Annotated in this window: 24 protein-coding genes; 10 read left to right on the forward strand and 14 right to left on the reverse strand. The window is 72.3% G+C overall.

Annotation, left to right across the window (positions count from 1 at the left end; genetic code table 11):
- The first annotated feature begins 40 nt into the window (after positions 1–40).
- Both ilvD and AB0J42_RS00105 read left to right on the forward strand, forming a co-directional pair.
- On the forward strand, positions 41–1879 hold the full coding sequence (ilvD, locus tag AB0J42_RS00100; protein ID WP_364286402.1) for a dihydroxy-acid dehydratase: 1839 nt from the start codon (positions 41–43) through the stop codon (positions 1877–1879).
- 80 nt (positions 1880–1959) lie between these two features.
- On the forward strand, positions 1960–2454 hold the full coding sequence (locus AB0J42_RS00105; protein WP_364286405.1) for a WYL domain-containing protein: 495 nt from the start codon (positions 1960–1962) through the stop codon (positions 2452–2454).
- A gap of 252 nt (positions 2455–2706) precedes the next feature.
- On the opposite strand, the gene AB0J42_RS00110 is transcribed toward AB0J42_RS00105, so the two are convergent.
- The 3 genes from AB0J42_RS00110 to AB0J42_RS00120 form a co-directional block, all read right to left on the reverse strand.
- Positions 2707–2913 carry a zinc ribbon domain-containing protein gene (locus AB0J42_RS00110; RefSeq protein WP_364286408.1) on the reverse strand — a complete coding sequence of 69 codons (207 nt, stop codon included), beginning with the start codon at positions 2911–2913 and terminating at the stop codon, positions 2707–2709.
- Positions 2914–2970: 57 nt separating this feature from the next.
- Entirely contained in the window at positions 2971–3552 is a 582-nt protein-coding gene (locus AB0J42_RS00115) for a GNAT family N-acetyltransferase (protein ID WP_364286410.1), read from the reverse strand.
- A gap of 114 nt (positions 3553–3666) precedes the next feature.
- On the reverse strand, positions 3667–4176 hold the full coding sequence (locus AB0J42_RS00120) for an HNH endonuclease (RefSeq protein WP_364286413.1): 510 nt from the start codon (positions 4174–4176) through the stop codon (positions 3667–3669).
- Positions 4177–4468: 292 nt separating this feature from the next.
- Between AB0J42_RS00120 and AB0J42_RS00125 the strand changes: the two genes are divergently transcribed.
- From AB0J42_RS00125 to AB0J42_RS00135, 3 genes are all read left to right on the forward strand, one after another.
- Positions 4469–6523, forward strand: a complete 2055-nt coding sequence (locus AB0J42_RS00125; RefSeq protein WP_364286416.1) for a prolyl oligopeptidase family serine peptidase — start codon at positions 4469–4471, stop codon at positions 6521–6523.
- An 8-nt stretch (positions 6524–6531) separates the two neighbouring features.
- The gene (locus tag AB0J42_RS00130) at positions 6532–7332 is read left to right on the forward strand and encodes a helix-turn-helix domain-containing protein (protein WP_364286419.1); all 801 of its coding nucleotides are present in this window, start codon (positions 6532–6534) and stop codon (positions 7330–7332) included.
- A gap of 69 nt (positions 7333–7401) precedes the next feature.
- Positions 7402–7746 (forward strand): VOC family protein, encoded by a 345-nt coding sequence (locus AB0J42_RS00135; protein ID WP_364286422.1) that lies wholly within the window; start codon positions 7402–7404, stop codon positions 7744–7746.
- A 9-nt stretch (positions 7747–7755) separates the two neighbouring features.
- On the opposite strand, the gene AB0J42_RS00140 is transcribed toward AB0J42_RS00135, so the two are convergent.
- From AB0J42_RS00140 to purU, 7 genes are all read right to left on the reverse strand, one after another.
- Complete coding sequence (locus AB0J42_RS00140; RefSeq protein WP_364286425.1) at positions 7756–8544, reverse strand: polyphosphate polymerase domain-containing protein; 789 nt, start codon at positions 8542–8544, stop codon at positions 7756–7758.
- Positions 8541–9116, reverse strand: a complete 576-nt coding sequence (locus AB0J42_RS00145; protein ID WP_364286428.1) for a DUF4956 domain-containing protein — start codon at positions 9114–9116, stop codon at positions 8541–8543. Before AB0J42_RS00145 ends, AB0J42_RS00140 begins: the two co-directional genes overlap by 4 nt.
- An 85-nt stretch (positions 9117–9201) precedes the next feature.
- The gene (locus AB0J42_RS00150) at positions 9202–9876 is read right to left on the reverse strand and encodes a response regulator transcription factor (protein ID WP_364286431.1); all 675 of its coding nucleotides are present in this window, start codon (positions 9874–9876) and stop codon (positions 9202–9204) included.
- Complete coding sequence (locus AB0J42_RS00155; RefSeq protein WP_364286433.1) at positions 9873–11249, reverse strand: HAMP domain-containing sensor histidine kinase; 1377 nt, start codon at positions 11247–11249, stop codon at positions 9873–9875. The genes AB0J42_RS00150 and AB0J42_RS00155 overlap by 4 nt, the downstream gene beginning before the upstream one ends.
- A 12-nt stretch (positions 11250–11261) precedes the next feature.
- Positions 11262–11675, reverse strand: a complete 414-nt coding sequence (locus AB0J42_RS00160; RefSeq protein WP_364286436.1) for a hypothetical protein — start codon at positions 11673–11675, stop codon at positions 11262–11264.
- A 70-nt stretch (positions 11676–11745) separates the two neighbouring features.
- Positions 11746–12609 carry an SDR family oxidoreductase gene (locus AB0J42_RS00165; RefSeq protein ID WP_364286439.1) on the reverse strand — a complete coding sequence of 288 codons (864 nt, stop codon included), beginning with the start codon at positions 12607–12609 and terminating at the stop codon, positions 11746–11748.
- Between the two features lie 44 nt (positions 12610–12653).
- Positions 12654–13505, reverse strand: a complete 852-nt coding sequence (purU, locus tag AB0J42_RS00170) for a formyltetrahydrofolate deformylase (protein WP_364286442.1) — start codon at positions 13503–13505, stop codon at positions 12654–12656.
- Positions 13506–13636: 131 nt separating this feature from the next.
- On the opposite strand from purU, the gene AB0J42_RS00175 reads away from it, so the two are divergent.
- Together AB0J42_RS00175 and AB0J42_RS00180 are read left to right on the forward strand one after the other, a co-directional pair.
- Positions 13637–14578 carry an inorganic phosphate transporter gene (locus AB0J42_RS00175; protein ID WP_364286445.1) on the forward strand — a complete coding sequence of 314 codons (942 nt, stop codon included), beginning with the start codon at positions 13637–13639 and terminating at the stop codon, positions 14576–14578.
- The gene (locus tag AB0J42_RS00180) at positions 14575–15225 is read left to right on the forward strand and encodes a DUF47 family protein (RefSeq protein WP_364286448.1); all 651 of its coding nucleotides are present in this window, start codon (positions 14575–14577) and stop codon (positions 15223–15225) included. Before AB0J42_RS00175 ends, AB0J42_RS00180 begins: the two co-directional genes overlap by 4 nt.
- Before the next feature lie 4 nt (positions 15226–15229).
- On the opposite strand, the gene AB0J42_RS00185 is transcribed toward AB0J42_RS00180, so the two are convergent.
- Entirely contained in the window at positions 15230–16135 is a 906-nt protein-coding gene (locus tag AB0J42_RS00185; protein WP_364286451.1) for a TIGR03620 family F420-dependent LLM class oxidoreductase, read from the reverse strand.
- A gap of 1 nt (position 16136) precedes the next feature.
- Between AB0J42_RS00185 and AB0J42_RS00190 the strand changes: the two genes are divergently transcribed.
- Entirely contained in the window at positions 16137–16490 is a 354-nt protein-coding gene (locus AB0J42_RS00190) for an ArsR family transcriptional regulator (RefSeq protein WP_364286454.1), read from the forward strand.
- Positions 16487–16918 (forward strand): NUDIX domain-containing protein, encoded by a 432-nt coding sequence (locus AB0J42_RS00195; protein WP_364286457.1) that lies wholly within the window; start codon positions 16487–16489, stop codon positions 16916–16918. Before AB0J42_RS00190 ends, AB0J42_RS00195 begins: the two co-directional genes overlap by 4 nt.
- Here the strand turns inward: AB0J42_RS00195 and AB0J42_RS00200 are convergent, their stop codons facing one another.
- Entirely contained in the window at positions 16919–17542 is a 624-nt protein-coding gene (locus AB0J42_RS00200; RefSeq protein ID WP_364286460.1) for a helix-turn-helix domain-containing protein, read from the reverse strand.
- 79 nt (positions 17543–17621) lie between these two features.
- Between AB0J42_RS00200 and AB0J42_RS00205 the strand changes: the two genes are divergently transcribed.
- Entirely contained in the window at positions 17622–18554 is a 933-nt protein-coding gene (locus AB0J42_RS00205; RefSeq protein ID WP_364286463.1) for a zinc-binding dehydrogenase, read from the forward strand.
- Between the two features lie 81 nt (positions 18555–18635).
- Here the strand turns inward: AB0J42_RS00205 and AB0J42_RS00210 are convergent, their stop codons facing one another.
- Both AB0J42_RS00210 and AB0J42_RS00215 read right to left on the reverse strand, forming a co-directional pair.
- Entirely contained in the window at positions 18636–19412 is a 777-nt protein-coding gene (locus AB0J42_RS00210; protein ID WP_364286466.1) for a hypothetical protein, read from the reverse strand.
- A 159-nt stretch (positions 19413–19571) separates the two neighbouring features.
- Positions 19572–21266, reverse strand: a complete 1695-nt coding sequence (locus tag AB0J42_RS00215) for a tetratricopeptide repeat protein (protein WP_364286468.1) — start codon at positions 21264–21266, stop codon at positions 19572–19574.
- Positions 21267–21404 lie beyond the last annotated feature (138 nt).

Genomic DNA, 21404 nt, shown 5'->3' on the forward strand with positions numbered 1-21404 from the left:
GCCGTACCATGAAGGGACGCACGACGATGGGAGAAGCTCCATGCCCGCCCTCAGGTCACGTACGGTCACCCATGGCAGGAACATGGTCGGTGCCCGGGCCCTGCTCCGGGCGACCGGTGTAGCCGGGAGCGACTTCGGCAAGCCCATCATCGCGGTGGCCAACAGCTTCACCCAGTTCGTCCCCGGCCACGTCCACCTGCGCGACGTCGGTGACGTGGTGGCCCGGGCGATCCGCGAGGCGGGGGCCATCCCCCGGGAGTTCAACACGATCGCGGTCGACGACGGCATCGCCATGGGCCACGGCGGCATGCTCTACTCGCTGCCGTCGCGCGAGCTCATCGCCGACGCCGTCGAGTACATGGTCAACGCCCACTGCGCGGACGCGATGATCTGCGTCTCCAACTGCGACAAGATCACCCCGGGCATGCTGCTGGCCGCGTTCCGGCTCAACATCCCGACGGTCTTCGTCTCCGGCGGGCCGATGGAGGCCGGCAAGACGCCCGGCCGCAAGCTCGACCTGATCGACCCGATGATCGCCTCCGCCGACGAGTCCGTGAGCGACGCCGAGCTGCTGGAGATGGAGGAGAGCGCCTGCCCGACCTGCGGCTCCTGCTCTGGCATGTTCACCGCCAACTCGATGAACTGCCTGGCCGAGGCCATCGGCCTGGCGCTGCCCGGCAACGGCACGATCCTGGCCACCCACAAGGCCCGCAAGGACCTGTACGAGGAGGCCGGCCGGACGCTCGTCGAGATCACCCGGCGCTACTACGAGGAGGACGACGAGTCGGTGCTGCCGCGCTCGATCGCCACCCGTGAGGCGTTCGAGAACGCGATGGCGCTCGACGTGGCGATGGGCGGCTCCACCAACACGATCCTCCACATCCTGGCCGCGGCCCGCGAGGCGGAGGTCGACTTCGGGCTCAAGGAGATCAACGAGATCTCGCAGCGGGTGCCCTGCCTGTGCAAGGTCGCCCCGGCCACCAGCGAGTACCACGTCGAGGACGTCCACCGGGCGGGCGGCATCCCGGCCATCCTGGGCGAGCTCGACCGGGCCGGGCTGCTCCACCGCGACGTCCCGACGGTCAACGGCGGCACGCTCGGCGACCTGCTGGCCGACTGGGACCCGATGTCGCCCACGGTCAAGCCGGAGGCCATCGAGCTGTGGCACGCCGCCCCCGGCAACATCCGCACGGTCAAGCCCTACTCGCAGGACAACCGCTGGGACTCCCTCGACCTCGACCGCGCCACCGGGTGCGTGCGCGACCTGGAGCACGCCTACACCGCCGACGGCGGCCTGGCCGTGCTCTACGGCAACATCGCCCGCGACGGCGCCGTGGTGAAGACCGCCGGCGTCGACGAGTCGATCTGGAAGTTCACCGGTCCGGCCGTGGTGTTCGAGTCGCAGGAGCAGGCGGTCGAGGGCATCCTCAACAACCGGGTCAAGGAGGGCGACGTGGTGATCGTCCGCTACGAAGGCCCCAAGGGCGGCCCCGGCATGCAGGAGATGCTCTACCCGACCTCGTTCCTCAAGGGCAAGGGCCTGGGCAAGGCGTGCGCGCTGGTCACCGACGGCCGCTTCTCCGGCGGCACGTCCGGGCTGTCGATCGGCCACGCCTCCCCCGAGGCGGCCGAGGGCGGCATGATCGCGCTCGTCGAGGACGGCGACATCATCGAGATCGACATCCCGGCCCGCAAGCTGGAGCTGCGCGTCCCCGAGGCCGAGCTGGCGGCCCGCCGCGAGCGGCTGCTGGCCGAGCTGGGCGGCTTCCGCCCGCGCGACCGCGAGCGGCCGGTGAGCGCGGCGCTCCAGGCGTACGCGGCGATGACGACCTCGGCCTCGACCGGCGCCTCGCGCGACCTGTCCCAGCTGTCCAAGTGACCCTGTACGGCAGGCGACACTCCTGTCGCCTGCCGTACATACTTTCGAAAACTGTCGGTGGCTTTACCTAGACTTGGGGTATGGCTCAAGTCGTGAAGCCCCAGACCCAACCGCTGACGACCGCCGAGATCGCCGCCCTCGCACTGTCCCTGGCTCACCTGGGGTCGGGCCCGCAAGCCGTCACCGCCCGGCGCGGCCTGCAGCACGCCCTCGACCACCTCGACCTCGACGACGAGGTCGTCGCCGCCACCCTCGCCACCCTGACCGAGCCGCTGCCGGTCGACGTGGCCGCCCGCGCCCGCCTCATCGCCGACGCCATCACCGGCCGCATGATGGTCCGGCTCCACTACCGCGACGCCGCGGGCACCGTCACCAGTCGCGACGTCGAGCCGGTCACCTGCCTGGTCCACCGCGACCACTGGTACCTGGTCGGCGTCTGCCGGCTGCGCCGCGGCATCAGAGCCTTCCGCTTCGACCGGATCATCGCGGTCGAGCCCAGCCTCACCCCGTCCCGGCCCCACCTGGCCGACCGTTTCCTGCCCTTCCAGCGCCGCAAGCGCACCAGGGCCGCCTGACCTTCCCCCGGGGCGGCGTGCTCACCCCACCGGGGCACGCCGCCCACCCCGGGGCAGAACGCTCCGGCTCCGCCCAAATCTGGCGCGAGCGGATGCGGCCGGTGACATCGCGTTCAGCTTGGTCTTTGAAGACAAGACCCCCGGCAGCGCCTCTGTGCGTGGGCCGATGTCGCCCGCCGATTTGCGCCGATCACTCACCGTACGAAGGAGCAGCCGACCTGCTGGCGGCTACGGCGCGTACAGAAGAAGGACTCAGCCGCAGCATCCCCCGCCACAGCAGCCGCCGCCGGAGGGCTGGCGGGGGGCGGAGGCGGATCCGGTCATACCGACGGTCGTGAGCAGCTTGACGGTGTCCTCGTGGCCTTCGGGGCAGGTCGCCGGGTCGTTGGACGCCGACATCGGCCGGGTCACCTCGAACGTGGAACCGCAGGCGCGGCAGCGAAAATCGTAACGCGGCATGCCACCAGGGTACCGTCACCCTACGGAAGGCAACCTGGGCGTAATCGGCGGACCAGGTCACCCCCGGTAGGTCGCCTGAGCGTAATCGGCGACCGGCTCGTACCCGATGGACCGGTAGACGCGGTTGCTCACCGGGTTCGCCAGATCTGTGAACAGCACGACCTGGTCACAGCGTTCCTCCAGGCCGGCCCGGCTCACGTGCGCGGTGATCGCGGCCCCGTACCCTCGGCGTCGCCGCGCGGGCGGAGTGTAGACCGTGGAGACCCGGCAGACGCCTCCGGCCGCGACCGACAGGCCCGCCATGGCGACCGGCTCGCCGTCCACCCACAGGAACATCTCGCCTGCCGCGACCCGCCGGGCGGTGCGGTCGGCGACGTCACCGCCGTAGAGCCCCAGCTCGGCGAAGTACGCCCGTGTCCACTCGGCGAGGAGCGGCAGGTCGCCGGCGGAGGCGAGGCGCCCGGAGCCGGGCACCTCGGGGACGGCGAGCACGCCGAGCCGGTGGAGTCGCTCGGACACGACCCGGGAGGGCGCGCCGAGCTTGCGCCGCATCTCGTGGATGAGCTCCACCGGCCCCATGACCTCGGAGATCCGGCCCCGCACGGCGTCCACGAAGGGCGCGACGGCCTCGACCGGCATACAGGCCAGCACGATGGGACACGTCCCGGGTGATCGTCCACATGTGGGGAGTCTCCCGGGCGAGGTTTGGCCGGGGCAGAGCAGAAGGGCCCGGCACCAGGTGCCGGGCCCGGGTCAGGCAGCCGTTTCCAGGTAGGGCGCCCATTGGGGATCGCCGACGAACGAGGCGCCGATCAACCGCCAGTGGGCGCCGCGTGGGACCGACGGAGCGACCCGCAGGGTCCACCCCAGTTCCTCCAGGTACTTGTCGGCCTTGCGGTGGTTGCACGGCGAGCACGAGGCGACGCAGTTCTCCCAGGTGTGGGTGCCGCCCCGGGATCGGGGGATGACGTGGTCGATGGTTTCGGCCCGCTGCCCGCAGTAGGCGCACCGGTAGTCGTCGCGCCGCATGAGGGCCGCCCGGGTCAGGGGGATGCGGGACCGGTACGGGATGCGGACATATCTCCGGAGCCGGATGACCGACGGCACCTCCAGGGTGCGGCTGGCGGAGCGCAGCACTGCTCCGCGGCCGTCCCGGTGGATGATGTCGGCCTTCTCCCGCAGCACGAGCACGATGGCGCGGTGCAGGGACAGCGTGGTGAGCGGTTCGTAGGTGGCGTTGAGCAGCAGGACCTGGCGTATCATCGGGCCTCTCCCTGCTGCACCCGTATCAAGGGGGACATGCCGCGGCATGTCCCGGCTATTCGCCCCTCCCGGGGCTTGGACACATGCTTCACGTGGACCTCCGCCGGACGGGCCAGCGGATGGAACACCACGGCACCGTCCTGTCAGCAGTCTGGCCTTAACCGCGGCGTCCCCGCCACTCCTTAACCTCCGGTCCGGAATGACCAGAGGGACGCACGTTACGGTTTATTCCCGTATCACCAGGCCTTTACGCCCGCCGCCGGACCTCGGGCTTTGCCGTAGGGTGCGGAGCATGACGCGAGAGTCCTACCCGACGGCGCCACGCGAGGAAACCGCCGACGTGCTGCATGGCATCACCGTACCCGACCCGTACCGATGGCTGGAGGATCCCGACAGCCCGGAGACGCAGCGCTGGCTGGCCGCGCAGGCCGAGCTGTTCAAGCGGGCGAGCGAGCCGCAGCGGTTCAAGTCGCGCATCGCCGAGCTGCTGAGGTCGGGATCGGTGGGCGCGCCCGCGTGGCGGGGCGAGCGCTACTTCTTCAGCCGCCGCACGCCGGACCAGGAGCACGCGGTCTACTACGTGGCCGAGCCGGACGGCACCGAGCGGGCGCTGGTCGACCCGATGGCGCTGGACCCGTCGGGCCTGACCACGCTCGACGCGGTGCAGCCCGACAAGGAGGGGCGGCTGCTCGCCTACCAGATCTCGGTCGGCGGCAACGAGGAGTCGGTCCTGTACGTGATCGACGTGGCGACGGGCGAGCGGGTCGAGGGCCCGATCGACCGCTGCCGTTACTCGCCGATCGCGTGGCTGCCGGGCGGCGAGGCGTTCTACTACGTGCGCCGGCTGCCGGGCACGGAGGTGCCGGAGGACGAGCGGCAGTTCCACCGCCGCGTCTACCTGCACCGGGTCGGCACGTCCACCGAGGACGACGTGATGATCTTCGGTGACGGCATGAAGATGACGAACTACTACGGGGTGTCGGTCTCGCGCGACGGCCGCTGGCTGCAGATCTCCGCCAGCGAGGGCACGGCGCCGCGCAACGACCTGTGGGTCGCCGACCTGACCGCCTCCTCGCCCGAGCGTCCGGACCTGCGGGTGGTGCAGGAGGGCGTGGACGCGCAGACCGGGCTGGTGTTCGGCCGCGACGGCAGGCTGTACGTGCACACCGACCGCGACGCGCCGCGCGCCCGGGTCTGCGTCACCGACCCGTCCCGGCCGGAGTTCGAGGCGTGGCGTGACCTGATCCCGCAGGACCCGGAGGCGGTGCTGTCCGACTTCGCGATCCTCGACGACCTGGAGCGCCCGGTGATGCTGGTGGGCTGGACCCGCCACGCGATCAGTGAGATCACCGTGCACGACCTGGCGACGGGTGAGCGGATCGGCGAGGTGCCGACGCCGGGCCTGGGCACCATCGGCGGCATCTCGGAGCGGCCCGAGGGCGGCCACGAGGCGTGGTTCGGCTACACCGACAACACCACCCCGCCGACCATCCAGCGCTACGACGCGCGTACGGGCGAGACGACGCTCTGGGCGGCCTCGCCGGGCGCGGTGGAGGTGCCGCCGGTCCGCACCGAGCAGGTGGTGTACCGGTCGAAGGACGGCACCGACGTGCGCATGCTCATCATCGCGCCGGTCGGCGGCGAGGGGCCGCGGCCGACGATCCTGTACGGGTACGGCGGGTTCGGCATCTCGATGACCCCGGGCTACTCGGCGTCGATCCTGGCCTGGGTCGAGGCGGGCGGCGTGTACGCGATCGCCAACCTGCGCGGCGGCGGCGAGGAGGGCGAGGACTGGCACCGGGCGGGCATGCTCGGCGACAAGCAGAACGTGTTCGACGACTTCCACGCGGCGGCCGAGTACCTCATCGAGAGGGGCGTGACCACGGCGGAGCAGCTCGGCATCTCGGGCGGCTCCAACGGCGGCCTGCTGGTGGGGGCGGCGCTCACCCAGCGTCCCGAGCTCTACCGGGCGGTGGTCTGCTCGGCGCCGCTGCTCGACATGGTCCGTTACGAGAAGTTCGGGCTGGGCGCGACGTGGAACGTCGAGTACGGTTCGGCCGACGATCCGGAGCAGTTCGCCTGGCTGCACGCCTACTCGCCCTACCACCACGTCAAGGAGGGCGTGCGCTACCCGGCGACGCTGTTCACGGTCTTCCAGTCCGACACGCGGGTGCATCCGCTGCACGCGTGGAAGATGTGCGCGGCGCTGCAGCACGCGACCGCCGGCGACGGGCCGATCCTGCTGCGCAACGAGACCGAGGTGGGTCACGGCGCCCGGTCGGTCAGCCGCTCGGTCGATCTGGCGGCCGACACGCTGACGTTCATGGCCGGGCAACTCGGTCTATAGTCGAACGTATGAGCGGACGGGGGCTGACCATGACCGGGGCGGCCCCCGATCCTGCCCTCCGGCCGTACGTACGCCGCCTGTGCGCCTACCGCGAGGATCACGGCAGGCCGCTGACGCGGGCCGAGCCGGCGGAGACGGGCGCGGTGCTGATCCTGGGGTTCGGCGGGCCGATGGAGGTGGGCGGCGAGCGGCTGACCTCGTTCGCGGCGGGGCCGTCCGACCGGTTCGTGCTCACCCGGATGACCGTCCCCACCGAGGGGGTGCAGGTCGAGCTGACCCCGTTCGGGGCCCGGCGGCTGTTCGGGATGCCGCTCGGGCAGGTGGTCAACCTGGCCGTGCCCGCCGGTGAGCTGCTCGGCCCGTGGGCGCAGGAGGCGGCCGGGCGGCTGGCCGAGGCGCCGTCCCATCCGGAGCGGCTGGCGCTGGCCGAGCGGCTGCTCGCCGGCCGGATCGCCTCGGGGCCCGAGCCCGACCCGGAGGTGCGCTGGGCGTGGGCGCGGCTGCTGGAGTCGGGCGGCGCCGTCCCGGTCTCGTCGCTGGCCGCGTCGCTGGGGCGCAGCCACCGGCATCTGGTGTCGCGCTTCCGCGACCAGGTGGGGCTGACGCCGAAGGCGGCCGCCCGGGTGATCCGTTTCCACCGGGCGGTGCCGCTGCTGCGTTCGGGCGCGCCGCTCGCCGAGGTGGCGGCCGCGTGCGGCTTCTACGACCAGGCCCACATGAACCGCGAGTTCCGCGCGCTCGCCGCGATCACGCCCGGTCAGATTTCTCCAAGACCCCGTCCTCCGGCCGACGCCACACTCGCCTCTTGAGCAGGGAGTTCCAGAACCGTTCACGGTGGTTCCCTCTCCTGCCGACCTGCTCTGAGCTGGAGGTATGTGATGAAGGTCTATCCACTGGTCCGTTACCGGGATTGCGCGGCGGCCGTCGACTTCCTCACCGCGGCCTTCGGGTTCGAGACGCACGAGGTGTCCAAGAACGACGAGGGCGTGGTCGACCATGCCGAGCTGCGTGCCGGTGACGACATCATCATGCTCGGCCAGGGCGTCCCGGGCGGTCCGGGCGTGTACGTCGCGGTCGCCGACGCCGACGCCCATCACGACCGCGCCAGGGCGGCCGGCGCCCGGATCACGATGGAGCTGACGGATCAGCCGTACGGGTCGCGCGAGTACGCGGCCGCCGACCCGGAGGACAACTTCTGGTTCTTCGGCACCTACCGGCCGTGAGCCGGGCGCTCAGTTCGGGGTGGTTCTGAAGTAGCGGCGCATCACCCGGTGCCAGGGGTTGGCCGGGACGCCCAGCAGGGTGGCCACGCCGAGGCAGTACTTGCTGACGCTGACCGGCCGGATGCCCAGGCGGCGTAGCACCCGGTCGGCCGCCGCGTCGCCGCCGGCGGACTTCGACTCCAGCAGGACGAGGTCGCGCCGGGCCGGGAGCTCCTGCCGCATGTCGTGGCAGACGAGGTTGCTGTCGCAGGTAAGCCGGGCGGACCCGGACCGGTCGACGAGGGTGACCCGGCGGTAGTCGGTGGACAGCACCGGCCCGAGCGACGCCGGGCGCGGCAGCATCAGGCCGGAGGCCAGGGTGGTGTCGAGGTAGTCGAGCGCCTCGGGGGTGAGCGCGTGGGCGGGCGCGCCGTCGTAGGGGATGCGGTGCTTGTCGGTGCCGCCGCGCGCGCCCTTCAGCTTCACCTCCAGCCACCGGCCGCCGCCGTCCAGGTACGTCCGCGTACGGATCTTGAATCGGCGGCGGCGCCGCTGGCGGTGCTGCCGGTACGTGAGCAGGTCGGGCGTGTCGAAGTAGGTGGAGGTGTAGCGGAACTGGCGCCGGCCGCCGATCTCCAGCACCGCGAACCGGTCGCCGAGCTCGTCGGCCAGGCGGGTCATGACGGGGGCGGGCACCAGATACTTGCGGTCCATCCGGCTCATCAGCTTGGAGCGGGCGGTGATCTCCTCCAGCGTGACGGGGTTCAGGCCGGCGGCGACGCCGGCGAGCAGGACTCCCGCGTCGGGCCACTCGGTCATCGCCACGCCACCTCCCGCCGCTCCGCCGGGATCTCGTAGCGGACGTCCACCACGGTGATGTCCCGCACGTAGTCGACGTGGGTGACGACGAACCGCAGCACCCGCCCGCCGAGCCTGCTCTCCAGGTCCGCGCGGAGCAGCGCCGGGTCGGTGTGCACCACGTCCAGGGTCACGAGCTGCTGTTGGGTACGGCCGAGCAGCCGCGGATGGTCGGCCACGTACAGCACGGCCAGCAGCGCCACGTCGAGGAAGAGCGCGGTCAGCGGCCAGGAGGCGCCGATGCCGTTCACAAGGCCGAGCGCGATGGCGATGAAGTAGTACGCGATCTCCTGCTGGGTGATCTCGGCCGAGCGGAGCCGGATGATGGCCAGCACGCCGAACAGGCCGAACCCGACGGCGAGGTCCACCCGCTGGACCAGCATGAGCGAGACCACGGCGAAGATGCCGGTGTTCAGCGCCACGTAGGCGAAGAGCAGGTCGCGGCGGCGATGGCGACGGTAGTACAGGCCGTAGGCGAGCGTGACGATCGCGGCCAGGTCGATCGCGAAGGCGAGGAGCGTGGTCGGTCTCAAGGGGTCCTCCAGGGGATGTCGCTGTCATGAACAGCGTCTCGCCCGGTGGTGAACCGCTGGTGAGCCGATCGTGAGGACGTTCTCATCAAGGCTCGGGCCGGCCCGCCCGCAGCCGGTAGCCCGTCCCCCGGACGGTCTCGATGCGGTCGGCGCCGAGCTTGCGGCGCAGGTAGCGCACGTACACGTCCACCACGTTCGAGCCGGGGTCGAAGTCGAAGCCCCACACGTGGCTCAGCAGCTGCTCCCGGGTCAGCACCTGGTCGGGGTGGCGGCAGAACGCCTCGGCGAGCGAGAACTCCCGCGTCGACAGGTCCACCGCCCGGTCTCCCACGTAGGCGCGGCGGGTACGCAGGTCGAGCGCCAGGTCGCCGACCCGCAGCACGGTCACCTCGGGGGTCCGGTCGGCGCGCAGCCGCAGCCGCACCCGCGCCAGCAGCTCCTCGAACGCGAACGGCTTGGCTATGTAGTCGTCGGCGCCGCCCTCCAGCCCGGCCACCTTGTCGGTGACGCTGTCGCGGGCGGTCAGGATGATCACCGGGATGCCGATCCGGGCCTCCCTGAGCCGCCGCAGCACCGTGAAGCCGTCGCTGAGCGGCAGCCCGATGTCCAGGATGAGCAGGTCGAACGCGCCGCTGGCCGCCAGGTCGAAGGCGGCCGGGCCGTCGCTCACCACGGCGGTGACGAAGCCGTTGCCGCGCAGCCCCTTCTCCACGAAGGAGGCGATCCGCGCCTCGTCCTCGGCGATCAGGATCCGGTTCAACGAACCTCCCGCATCGGAATGGTGATCACAAAACACGCCCCGCCGCCGGGGGCGTCCTCCACCGCGACGGTACCGCCGTGGGCTTCGGCGATGGACCTGACGATGGCCAGGCCGAGCCCGGCGCCTTCGTGCCCGCCGCTCCGGCCGCGCAGGAACCGGCGGAAGATCTTCTCCCGGTCGGCGGGCGGCACCCCGGGGCCGTCGTCGCGTACCCACAACCGTACGAACCCGTCCTGGACGGCGGAGCCCACCGCGATCTGCCCGTCGTCGGCGGTGTGGCGCACGGCGTTGGAGGCGAGCTGCATGAGCGCCTGCGTGAGCCGCTGCCGGTCGGCGGGGATGCGCGCCTCGGCGACCTCGTCCACCCGCCACCGCCGCTCGCCGAGGGCCCGCGCCTTGGCCACGACGCTGACGGTCAGGTCGGCCAGCTCCACCTCCTCGATGTTGAGGAAGCCGGGCTGCTCGGCCTTGGCCAGCGTGAGCAGGTCGTCGACCATGCGGTTCATCCGGTCCAGCTCGTCGGTGACCAGGGCGAGGGTCTCGGCCCGGTCCTGGGGGTCGTCGCCCATGAGTTCGAGGTGGCCGCGGATCACCGTGATGGGGGTGCGCAGCTCGTGGCCGGCGTCGTCGACGAAGTCGCGCTGCACGGCGAAGGCCTGTTCGAGCCGGTCGAGCATGTGGTTGAAGGTGGCGGCCAGTGCGGCCACGTCGTCGTCGCCCGGCACGTCGAGCCGTCTGGTCAGGTCGGACGAGTCGCTGATCCGGGCGGCGGTCTGCCGCACCAGCCGGATCGGGGCCAGCACCCGCCCCGCCACGAACCAGCCCGCCGCGCCCGCCAGCGCGAGCGCGGCCAGCGAGGTCAGGGCGAGGACGCGGATCGCGTCCATCACCTCCGAGCGGTAGTGGTCGTAGAAGAGCACGATGACCAGCTGCCCGCGGCGGGGGTCGCCGGCGACCTCGACCGGGACGACGGCGTAGCGGACGGTGCCGGCGGTGCTCTCGGTCTGGCCGCTGACCGGCTCGGTGGCGCTCGCGACGCGGGCGACGAACGCCTCGTCGGTGTCCAGCCGGGCCAGCGGCGGGATTCCGGTGATCTTGTGGGCCTGCCCGTCCACGACCGTGAAGAACGTCTCCCACTCGTCGGGCGGGTTGTAGGAGAGATATCCGGACAGCAGCGTGTCCACGTCCCGGGTGTCGACGGCGGTGGCGGCGTAGCGGCGCAGCTTCTCCGCCTCGTTGCCGAGCTCGGCGTCGACCCGATCGTCGATCAGCCTGCTGAGGATGGCCCAGGTCGCGAAGATGGCGACGGCGAGGGCGAGGGCGACGACCGCCAGCATCCAGCCGACGATCCGGCTGCGGGCGGTCATCCGCATGCCGGTGACCGATCAGTCATCGTCATCGTCGTCATCGTCGTCATCATCATCGTCGTCGTCATCGTCATCATCATCGTCGTCCCCGCCCGGCTTGGGTGACGGGGGCCTGACGGGTTCGGCGTTCGCCTTACGTGGCGACGACTTCATCTCGGCGCCGGCGGTCTCGGCGTCCGCGGTCTCGGGGGTCCGGCTCTCAGCGGCCCGGGTGTCGGGGGCCTGGGTGTCGGGGGCCTGGGTCTCGGGTGCCTGGTCGTCGGGGGTTCCGGGGCTCTCCGCGGATACCGGGCCCGCGGACGGCTGGTTCGAGACCACGACGGGCCCGCCCAGCTCGGGCCCGCCGGCCGCGGCCCGGATGAACCCGATCGTCACGACGGCGGCCACGACCAGCCCGGCCAGGACGGCGAGGATAGGCAGTCGGCTCTTCACGGGCACCACCGTGCCGGATCCCGAGGAGACCCCTCTGAGCCCAGGATGAGAGAACTCTCATCTTCGGTGCTCAGCCGGGCAGCGTCTCCCCGCCGATCGGGGCCAGCACCTCTCCGGTGTAGTACGACGACATCAGGTTCGAGGCGAAGAACACGTACGAGGGAGCGATCTCGTCGGGGTCGGCCGCCCGCTTCATCGGCACCTGCTTGCCGAACTGCTCGACCTTCTCCTCGGGGAAGGTGGCGGGGATGAGCGGGGTCCAGACCGGCCCCGGGGCCACGGCGTTGACCCGGATGCCCCGGTCGACCAGGTTCTGCGCCATCGCGTAGGTGAAGGCGTTGATCGCGCCCTTGGTCGCGGAGTAGTCCAGGAGGGTCTTGTTGCCGCGCAGGCCGTTGATCGAGGAGGTGTTGACGATCGCCGCGCCCTCGCGCAGGTGCGGCAGCGCGGCCCTGGTGACGCGGTAGTAGCTGTGGATGTTGACCGCGAAGGTGTGCTCCCACTGCTCGTCGGTCAGCTCCTCCAGCGAGTCGACCGGCTGCTGGTAGGCGACGTTGTTCACCACGACGTCGAGGCCGCCGAGTTCGGCGACGGCCCGCTCGACGACCTGGACGCAGTGGTCGCGGTCGGCCAGGTCGCCGGGGAGCAGCACGCAGCGCCGGCCTTCGGCCTCGACCAGCTTCCGGGTGTGGCCGGCGTCCTCGTGCTCGCTCAGGTAGGCGATCGCGACGTCGGCGCCCTCCTTGGCGAAGGCGACGGAGACGGCACGGCCGATGCCGGAGTCGCCGCCGGTGACGAGCGCCCGCTTGCCGGACAGCAGGTCTCTGCCCTGGTAGCCGCGCATCTCATCGCGCGGCTGCGGGGTCATCTCGCCGGTGCCGCCGGGGTAGCGCTGGGTCTGCGGCGGTGGTGTGGTGTTCGGTTCTTCAGGCATGCCCAGCGCCGTGCCCTCACCGGGGCACGGCTAACACCGGGGCCTCAGCGCGGGAACACGATGGTCTTGTGGCCGTCGAGCAGGACGCGCTGCTCGGCGTGCCACTTGACCGCCCGGGCCAGGGTCAGGCTCTCGACGTCGCGGCCGATCGCGGCCAGGTCCTCGGGAGAGTGGCTGTGGTTGACCCGGGCCACCTCCTGCTCGATGATCGGCCCCTCGTCGAGGTCGGACGTGACGTAGTGGGCGGTCGCGCCGATCAGCTTGACGCCCCGGTCGTGGGCCTGGTGGTACGGCTTGGCGCCCTTGAACGACGGCAGGAACGAGTGGTGGATGTTGATCACCCGCCCGCTCAGCTTGGCGCACAGCTCCTCCGACAGCACCTGCATGTAGCGGGCCAGCACCACGAAGTCGACCTGGTAGCGCTCGACCAGCGCGAGCACCTCGGCCTCCTGCTTCGGCTTGGTCTCGGGCGTGACCGGCAGGTGGTGGTAGTCGATACCGTGGGACTGGGTGAGCGGGCGCAGGTCGGGGTGGTTGGAGACGACCGCGACGACCTCGATGTCGAGCGAGCCGCTCCGGACGCGGTAGAGCAGGTCGTTGAGGCAGTGGTCGAACCTGCTCACCATGATGAGCACCTTGGGCTTCCTGGCCACGTCGCGGAGCTGGAACTCCATGGCGAACTCGGGGGCCAGGGCGGCGAAGGCGGCCCGTACCTCGTCCTCGCCGAGCGAGGTGGCGAACTGCACCCGCATGAAGAACCGGGCTCTCTCGCGGTCGCCGAACTGCTGGCTCTCCGTGATGTTGCACCCATGACGGGACAGCAGGCTCGACACGGCGGCCACGACACCGGGCCGGTCAGGACAGGACAGCGTGAGGACGTACTCGGCAACACTCATGGATCGCTCTCGGGTGAGATCTGCGCGGCGGATTCATCGAGATTACCGCGCCCCGCACCGGGGTCCCACTTGGCTTATCCACCTGCGCACGGGTAGATAACCCGTATACATCGCTTTTCCGGAGGTTGCCCGTGCCAGTGGACGTCGTCGTGCTCGTCGCGGTCGCCGGGCTGTTCGCCCTGGTGTCGGGCATGAACGACGGCGGGGCGCTGCTGGCCACCGGGCTCAAGCTGCCGTCCATCCGGCCGATGACCGGCATCCTGGCCCTGGTCGTGATGCTGGCGCTGGTGCCGCTCGCCACCCACCAGGTGGCGCTGACGCTGGTGGAGCGGCTGGCCACCTTCGAGGGGCCGGGCGGCCGGACGGCTACCGCGATCGCCGTGCTGAGCGCGCTTGCCGTGGTCGCGTTCCTGACCGCGAAGGGCCGCCCGACCAGCCTCACGCTGGCGCTGGTCGGCGGGCTCACCGGGGCGGGCCTGGGCTGGGGGCTGCCGGTCTCGCTGCCGTACGTGGCGCTGGTGCTGGGCTTCGGCCTGGCCGCGCCGATCGTCGGCGGCCTGGTGGCGTGGGCGGTGACGACGCTGCTGGTCCGCTTCTCCAGCACCGGCGGGCTGCGCAGGTGGCACCGGGTGGGGTTCCTGCTCCAGACCGTCGCGTACGCGGCCAACGACGGGCAGAAGATGCTCGCCATCTTCATGATCGCGCTGGGCTTCTCGGACGCGCCGCCGCGGTACACGATCCTCGTGGCCGTGCTGTTCGGGCTCGGCGCCATGTACGGGCTGCCGAAGGCGGGCCGCACGCTGAGCCGGGAGATCATCGCCTTCCGCCCGCTGCACGGGGTGGCGGCGGAGCTGTCGGCCGGGAGCGCGGTGCTGGGCTGCTCGGCGGTGGGCATGCCGGTGAGCATGACGCAGGCCATCGCGGGCGCGCTGGTCGGCGCGGGGGTGGTGCGCGGCGGCGGCCGGGTCCGCTGGTACGCGGCGGTCAAGATCGTTCTTGCCTGGCTGCTCACTCTGCCGGCCAGCGGGGTGCTGTCCGCGGTGGCGGCCTTCATCGGAAGGGGGATGGTGTGAAGGGCGGCAGGCTGATGCGGCGGTTCCGCAGGATCCGCGACTTGATGACCGGACGCATGGACACCGCGCTGTCGGACGCCCTGCTCGGCCAGCTGAAGGCCACCAAGGAGGGCGCGTGGCTGGCCATGGCGATGATCGGCGGCGAGGTCGGCAGGACGGGCGCGCACGAGCAGATGCGCACCATCGAGCACCTCGGCGACGAGGAGCGCCGCCTGCTGGTCGAGGAGCTGGAGTCGGCCCTGATCACCCCCATCGACCGGGAGGACCTGTTCAGGCTGTCGCGCTCGATCGACGACGTGCTGGACTCGCTGCGCGACTTCGTCCGCGAGTCGCACCTCTACCGGGTGCCCGACCAGATCCGCTTCACCCCGCTGCTCGACCAGGTGATCGTCGGCATCGACGCGCTGGAGACCGCGGTCAAGGACCTCGTCTCCAGCCCGTCGGCCGTGGCGCACGACGCGCTGGAGGCCAAGAAGGCGGGCAGCGCGATCCGCCGGATGTACCAGTACGAGATCTCGCGCATCTTCTCGGGCGAGCCGACGGCCGAACGCATGAAGGAACGCGAGCTCGTACGGCGCCTGGAGATCGTCGGCATCGCCATCAGCGAGGCGGCCGACGCGATCGCCGACGGCGCCATGAAGCGCTGACTGCCTACGACGAGAGGCCGAGCGCGGGGGCGAGCAGGGCGAGCTGGCGCAGCGCGTCGTCGAGGTCGAAGCCCTTGGGCGCGAGCGGCTGGATGACCACGTGGTCGGCGCCGGCGTCGAGGTGGGCGCGCACCCGCGCGGCCACCTCCTCCGGCCCGCCCCAGCCCACGATCGCGTCCGCGAGCCGGTCGCTGCCGCCACCCGCGACGTCGTCGTCCGTGTAGCCGAGGTGGCGCAGGTTGTCGACGTAGTTGGGCAGGCGCAGGTACATGGACATGTGCTTGCGGGCGATCTCACGGGCGCGCGCCGGGTCGGTCTCGACGACGACCGCCTGCTCCGGGATGAGCAGCTTGCCCGCGCCGAGGACCTCCCTGGCCCGCGTGGTGTGCTCGGGCGGCACGAAGTACGGGTGAGCGCCGGCGGCGCGGTCCCTGGCCAGCTCCAGCATGCGGGGGCGGAGGGCGGCGAGCAGCCGGGGCGGGTGCACGCCCCGCTGGGACTTCGCCGCCTCGTCCATGCCGTCGAGATAGCGGCGCATCGCCGTCAGCGGCTTGGCGTACTCGTGGCCGCGCGCGTTGACCAGCGGCGCGTGGCTGACACCGAGCCCGGCGACGAACCGGCCGGGGAACGCGTCGCCCACCGCCAGCAGGCTGCCCGCCATCGCGGCGGCGTCGCGCGACCAGATGCTGGCGATGCCGGTGCCGACGGCGATCCGGCTGGTGCCCGCGAGCAGGAGCGCCGCGGCCACGAACGGGTCCTTGCCGCCCGGGCCCTCGCTCACCCAGACCGACCCGTACCCGAGCTCCTCGGCCCGGACGGCCGCCTGGACTCCGGTCGTGCCCGGCGCGTTGCCGAAGAGGGGGTGCCAGACCCCTACATGGCCGATGGCGTGAGTAAACTGTTCGATCACGATGGAACAGTACTCCGGTGTTCGATCTTCTTCGAACACGACACGCGGGCCCGCCCGCTCCTCCCCCGCCGAGGCGGCCCTCCAGGACGCGCTCGACGCGCTGGGCGACCCCATCCGCCGCCGCATCGTCCGCGAGTTCGCCGCCGAGCCCGGCTGGAGCCGTGCCTGCGGCGGCTTCGGCCACCTGCCGGTCGCCGAGTCCACGCTCAGCCACCACTTCGCGGTGCTGCGCGGCGCCGGGCTGCTGGAGCAGCGTGAGCAGGGGGCGCGGCGGCTCAACCGGCTGCGCGGGCCCGAGTTCGAGGCCCGCTTCCCCGGCCTGCTGACGCTGGTCCTGCGGGAGGAGGGGTCGTGAAGGTCGTCTCCCGCCCCACCGCCAGAGTGGTCTGCCTGGACCGGGACGGCCGGGTGCTGCTCATGCACTGGCACGACACGGTCAGCGGCGCCGACGTGTGGGAGCCGCCGGGCGGCGGCATCGACCCCGGCGAGACGCCCCTGACGGCGGCCCGGCGCGAGCTGACCGAGGAGACCGGCCTGCCGGGCTCGGCCGTCGAGGACCGCTGGGTGGCGGTCGACCGCGACTTCCCGTGGCTTGGCGTGCGGTACGTCCAGACCGAGCGGTTCTACCTGGCCCGTTTCGGCGAGGCCCGCCCGCCGGTGGACCCCGGCGAGCTCACGGAGGAGGAGCGTAAGACCTACCGGGGTTACGTGTGGGCGGAGGAACTGCCCTCGTACGTGGACCCGCCGGGGCTGGCGCAGGTGATCGAGGAGCTGACCTCGTAGTCAGCCGGTCTCCCAGCGGCCTTCGTACCATTCGAGAGACGGCGGGCCGCCCGGCAGCGGGGTGGTGCCGGGAGCGCGCAGGCCGTCGAGCGCGACGGCCAGCAGCCGCTGCTTGATCTCGTCGTGCCGCTCGTCGCGCGGCCCCGGCGCGGGCCGGCTGAACTGCTCGATCAGCAGCGACACGTCCAGCTCCGTCACGTCCGGCCGCAGCACCCCCGCCTCCTGCGCCCGGGCGACGAGCCGCCCCGCCAGCTCGGTGGCCTGCCGCGCGGTGCGCGCCATCTCGTCGGTGACCGCGATGGTGCCCGCCACCGGCGCCAGCGCCCCGGACCCGAACCCGACGCAGGCGCGCACGTAGCCGGCGAACCCCTGCCACGGGTCGTCCTCCGCCAGCCCGGCCGTGGCGGCGTCCACGACCCGCTCCATGGCGATTATGCAGAGCCGCTGCAGCAGCTCCTCCTTGGTGCGGTAGCGGCGGTAGAGGCTGCCCATGCCCAGCCCGGCCTGTTTCGCGATGGCCGAGACGGGGGCGTCGAAGCCCTGCGTGGTGAACACCTCGTGCGCGGCCCGCAGCAGCTTCAGATCGTTCCGCGCCGCCTCCGCCTGCCTGCCGCGCCTGCTCATGCGTACAGGATATTGCGGAGCGGAGCGCTCCGATATACGGTTTTCAACCGGAGCAGAGCGCTCCGGTTGAGGAGGAGCTATGAGAGCGGTGGTACTGAGGGCGTACGGCGGCCCGGAGGCTCTGGTGGTAGAGGAGGTGCCCGACCCCGTGCCGGGCCCCGGGCAGGTGCTGATCGAGGTGGCGGTCGCGGGCGTCACGTTCGTGGAGACGCAGGTACGGGCCGACCGCGGGCCGCGCAGGGCCGAGCTGCCCGCGATCCTCGGCAACGGCGTGGCCGGCACGGTGACGGCGGTGGGCGCAGGGGTGGCGGGCTCGCTGGCAGGCTCCCGCGTGGTGAGCACGCTGGGCGGCTACGGCGGCTACGCCGAGCTGGCCGTGGCGTCCGCGGACGACCTGATCCCCATCCCCGACGGCGTCTCGCCCGAGCACGCGGTGGCGCTGCTGGCCGACGGCCGCACCGCACTCGGCCTGGTCCGCGCCGCCGAGCCCAAGCCGGGCGAGTGGGTGCTGGTGGAGGCGGCGGGCGGCGGCGTCGGCAGCCTCCTCGTCCAGCTCGCGGCGGCGGCCGGGGCCCGGGTGATCGGCGCGGCGAGCAGCCCGGCCAAGCGCGCACTCGCCGCCGAGCTGGGGGCGGAGCTGACCGTGGACTACACCGAGCCGGGTTGGGCTGAGCGGGTCCGCGACGCGGCGGGCGCGCTGGACCTGGTCTTCGACGGTGTGGGCGGCGAGATCGGCGCCACCGCCGAGACCCTGCTGCGCGACGGCGGCCGCATGAGCGTCTACGGCATGGCGAGCGGCACCATGACCACCCCCGGCACCCGCGTGACGAAGGTCCCCTGGCCTTCCACCGACCTGCGCGAGCTGTCCCGGGCCGCACTGGAAGAGGCCGCCGCCGGCCGGCTCCGCCCCGCGATCGGCCTGACCCTGCCCCTGGAGTCGGCCGCCGAAGCCCACGCCGCCATCGAAGCCCGCCGCGTAACAGGAAAAACCCTGCTCGTCCCCCGGCCTTAGGAGAAGGGTCCGTACTACGGCTCGTGGCCCAGTTCGGGGAGGGATGTGGTCGCGGCGCCGCCCTCAGGAGACGGGCCCGTACTACGGCTCGTGACCCAGTTCGGCGAGGGACGTAGTGAGGAGAGAGCGGAGGAGGGGGCCCGACAGGCGCTCGTGCTCGGCCTCGACGGACAGCCCCGCCAGGATGTCGGCGCGGTAGGAGGCGCGCTGGGCCGCGTCGGTGTAGGGCTGGGCGGTCAGGGCGACCACGACCGTGGCGCGGGTGCCCTCCGACGGCAGCACCGCCACGGCGTGGGTGCGCAGGCAGGTCTCGTCCGGCTCGCCGAACCAGCCGCACTTGACGCCCGACTCCGGCGCGCCCAGCGCCTCGCGGACGCCGAACGTCTGCTCGCCGTCCACCCGCCGCATCCACTCCAGCACGTCGCTCGCCACCGGGTCACCGGCCAGCGCCGCCTGGGCGAGCGCGGCGTACGCGGTCGCCACCTCCTCGGCGGCCACCTCGATCGAGCCGAACCTGGACGGGTCGCCGTTGTGCATCGGCCACAGGACCCCGGTGCGCTGGTAGATGTCGTCCAGGATGACCAGCGGCCCGACGGCCAGCCACAGGCTGCGGGTGTCGGAGTTGGACGAGACGAGAACGGCGGGCTCGGCGTGGCGCCGCCACCGCTCGGCGTCGGGGATGCGGCCCGCCGTCACCCACGCGTACAGCGGCTTGAGCAGGGAGGCGCAGCGCAGCCGGTGCGGGCCGGAGCGCACGGCCACGGTCCGCGCGGGCGGCCCGCCGTGTCCCCGGCTCACGCCGGCCGCCTGGGCGCTCGCGCCGGGCTGAAGATCGCGGAGCAGCTCGTTGAAGCCCACGCGCCCACGCTAGTGCCCGAGCCACCCCCGGGCGAGGCTATTCGCACCGAACCCCGCCCGCTTCAGGCCGCATCGCCGTCGGCACAGGGCCTTGTCAACGCGTCCGAGGCTGTACGCCCCTCTCGCGATAGGGCCCCCGCCCCATCGGATGGACGTACTTCAGGGGCCGGTGGCGCGGGCTTCGTCGGCTTCGGCTTCGGCGGTACGGCCGAGGGCGCGCAGGGCGACCGCCCGGTTGGCGTACAGGTCGGGTTCGGCGCCCAGGTCGATCGCCCGGGTCAGGTCGGCGACCGCGCCCTCGGGGTCCCCGGCCTCGTAGCGGAGCACGCCCCGGTTGCCCCAGGCGGCGGCCAGGGCGGGGGCGTGTTCGATCGCCAGGTCCAGCGCCCGGCGCGCCTCCGGCAACCGGCCCGCCGCGGTGTCGAGCTGGCCGAGGACCGTCAGCAGGTGCGGGTTGTCCGGCGCGAGCGCGAGCCCGGCCTCGGCCGCCGCGCGCGCCTCCGCGTCCCGTTCCAGCGCGGCGAGGAGCCCGGCGCGGTTGATGTAGGCGTCCACGTACGAGGGATCCAGCTCGATCACCCGGGCCAGGTCCGCCAGTGCGCCCTCATGGTCGCCCTGGACGACGCGCACCTCGGCCCGGTTGTAGTGCGCCTCCGGCAGCGGCGGCCCCACCTGCAGCGCCGACTCGTAGTCGGCCAGCGCCTCGGTGTGCCGGCCGAGCTTGACCAGCAGGTTGCCACGTTCCAGGTACGAGTCGGGGAACATCGGGTCGACGGCGATGGCGGCGGAGAAGTCCTCCAGCGCCTCCTTGGCCCGGCCCATCGCGGCGAGCAGCTGGGCGCGGTTGGCCAGCAGCACCATGCGGTGGATCGGGTGCCGGTCGCCCAGCTCCCCGGCCAGCTCGATGGCGGACTCCACCAGCGTCAGCGCCTCGGCCAGGCGGCCTTCCCGCAGCTCGACCAGGGCCAGGGCGTTGCGGTCGAAGCCCAGCTTGAACGCCCGCTGCCCCGGGTCGGGCAGCAGCGACGAGATGGCGATCGCCTGGTTGATCCAGCCGCGCGCCCTGCCCAGGTCGCGCCGGTCCGGGTCGGGGTCGCGGGCGTCCAGCATGGCCAGCCCGTACGCGCAGGCGGCGTGCACGGCGGGGTCCAGGCCGGCCCGGCGCGCCCGCTCCCACACGGCGCGGGCCTCGGCCCGCCGGCCGAGCCCGCCGAGCGCGGTCGCGGTGCGCTGGGCGAACCGCCACCACGGCGCGCCACCCGGCTCGACCAGCGTCAGCGCGCGCTCGCCCAGCTCCGCCACCGCGTGCAGGAAGCCCTCCCGGACACCCCGGTCCACGAGCGCCCACAGCTCGTCGGCGTCGCGGGTGTCGAGGGGCGGTTCGGGGCCGTCCGCGTACACGGCGATGGTCAGGACGTCCGGCGGGATCCTGCGCATGAGCACGTCGAGCAGCTCGGCGTCGGTGGGGTCGGCCTCGTCGCCGTTGCAGACGGCCAGGACGTGGCCCGGCTCCACAGCCTCCCGGACGAACTCGGCGACGCCGTTGGCCAGCCGGAGCGTGCGGCGGGGCGCGGGGACGAGGATGCGCTCGTCGTCGGGGAGCCGCGCGTCGAGGCAGACCCGCCTGGCGGGTACGAGGTCCGCGAGCGCGGGCGCGACGGCCCTGATCTCGATGTCGTACGCGGCCACCAGCTCGGGGCGCCGGTCGAGGGCCTGCGGTACCAGCCTGCCCAGGAGGGCCGCGCCCACGGTGTACGGTCCGTGCGGCTGCCGATGTCCGTCGATGACGGGCATGAGCAGCCGCGTGTTCCCGAACGTGGAGGGCGGGCCGCCCTGGGCTCTGAGGTGTTTCACCCCTTGTGAATGACGCTGGAGGTCCCCCCGAGCCGCGCGGTGCCGGGCTTGCGGACGACGATGCGCTTCATCTTGCACCTCTTCATTGGGGTAATCTTAATTATTCGGACATTCGGCCGAATATCAAGATTTATAGCC

This window comes from Nonomuraea sp. NPDC049649 (assembly GCF_040675175.1).
Taxonomy (GTDB): domain Bacteria; phylum Actinomycetota; class Actinomycetes; order Streptosporangiales; family Streptosporangiaceae; genus Nonomuraea.

Coding starts and splice junctions, on each gene's coding strand:
- AB0J42_RS00190 (WP_364286454.1), top strand. CDS start 16,137: ATGGAACAGTACTCCGGTGTTCGATCTTCTTCGAACACGACACGCGGG.
- purU (WP_364286442.1), bottom strand. CDS start 13,505: ATGAGTGTTGCCGAGTACGTCCTCACGCTGTCCTGTCCTGACCGGCCC.
- AB0J42_RS00110 (WP_364286408.1), bottom strand. CDS start 2,913: ATGCCGCGTTACGATTTTCGCTGCCGCGCCTGCGGTTCCACGTTCGAG.
- AB0J42_RS00140 (WP_364286425.1), bottom strand. CDS start 8,544: ATGACCGAGTGGCCCGACGCGGGAGTCCTGCTCGCCGGCGTCGCCGCC.
- AB0J42_RS00200 (WP_364286460.1), bottom strand. CDS start 17,542: ATGAGCAGGCGCGGCAGGCAGGCGGAGGCGGCGCGGAACGATCTGAAG.
- AB0J42_RS00165 (WP_364286439.1), bottom strand. CDS start 12,609: ATGCCTGAAGAACCGAACACCACACCACCGCCGCAGACCCAGCGCTAC.
- AB0J42_RS00155 (WP_364286433.1), bottom strand. CDS start 11,249: ATGCGGATGACCGCCCGCAGCCGGATCGTCGGCTGGATGCTGGCGGTC.
- ilvD (WP_364286402.1), top strand. CDS start 41: ATGCCCGCCCTCAGGTCACGTACGGTCACCCATGGCAGGAACATGGTC.
- AB0J42_RS00105 (WP_364286405.1), top strand. CDS start 1,960: ATGGCTCAAGTCGTGAAGCCCCAGACCCAACCGCTGACGACCGCCGAG.
- AB0J42_RS00135 (WP_364286422.1), top strand. CDS start 7,402: ATGAAGGTCTATCCACTGGTCCGTTACCGGGATTGCGCGGCGGCCGTC.
- AB0J42_RS00205 (WP_364286463.1), top strand. CDS start 17,622: ATGAGAGCGGTGGTACTGAGGGCGTACGGCGGCCCGGAGGCTCTGGTG.
- AB0J42_RS00125 (WP_364286416.1), top strand. CDS start 4,469: ATGACGCGAGAGTCCTACCCGACGGCGCCACGCGAGGAAACCGCCGAC.
- AB0J42_RS00130 (WP_364286419.1), top strand. CDS start 6,532: ATGAGCGGACGGGGGCTGACCATGACCGGGGCGGCCCCCGATCCTGCC.
- AB0J42_RS00120 (WP_364286413.1), bottom strand. CDS start 4,176: ATGATACGCCAGGTCCTGCTGCTCAACGCCACCTACGAACCGCTCACC.
- AB0J42_RS00115 (WP_364286410.1), bottom strand. CDS start 3,552: ATGCCGGTCGAGGCCGTCGCGCCCTTCGTGGACGCCGTGCGGGGCCGG.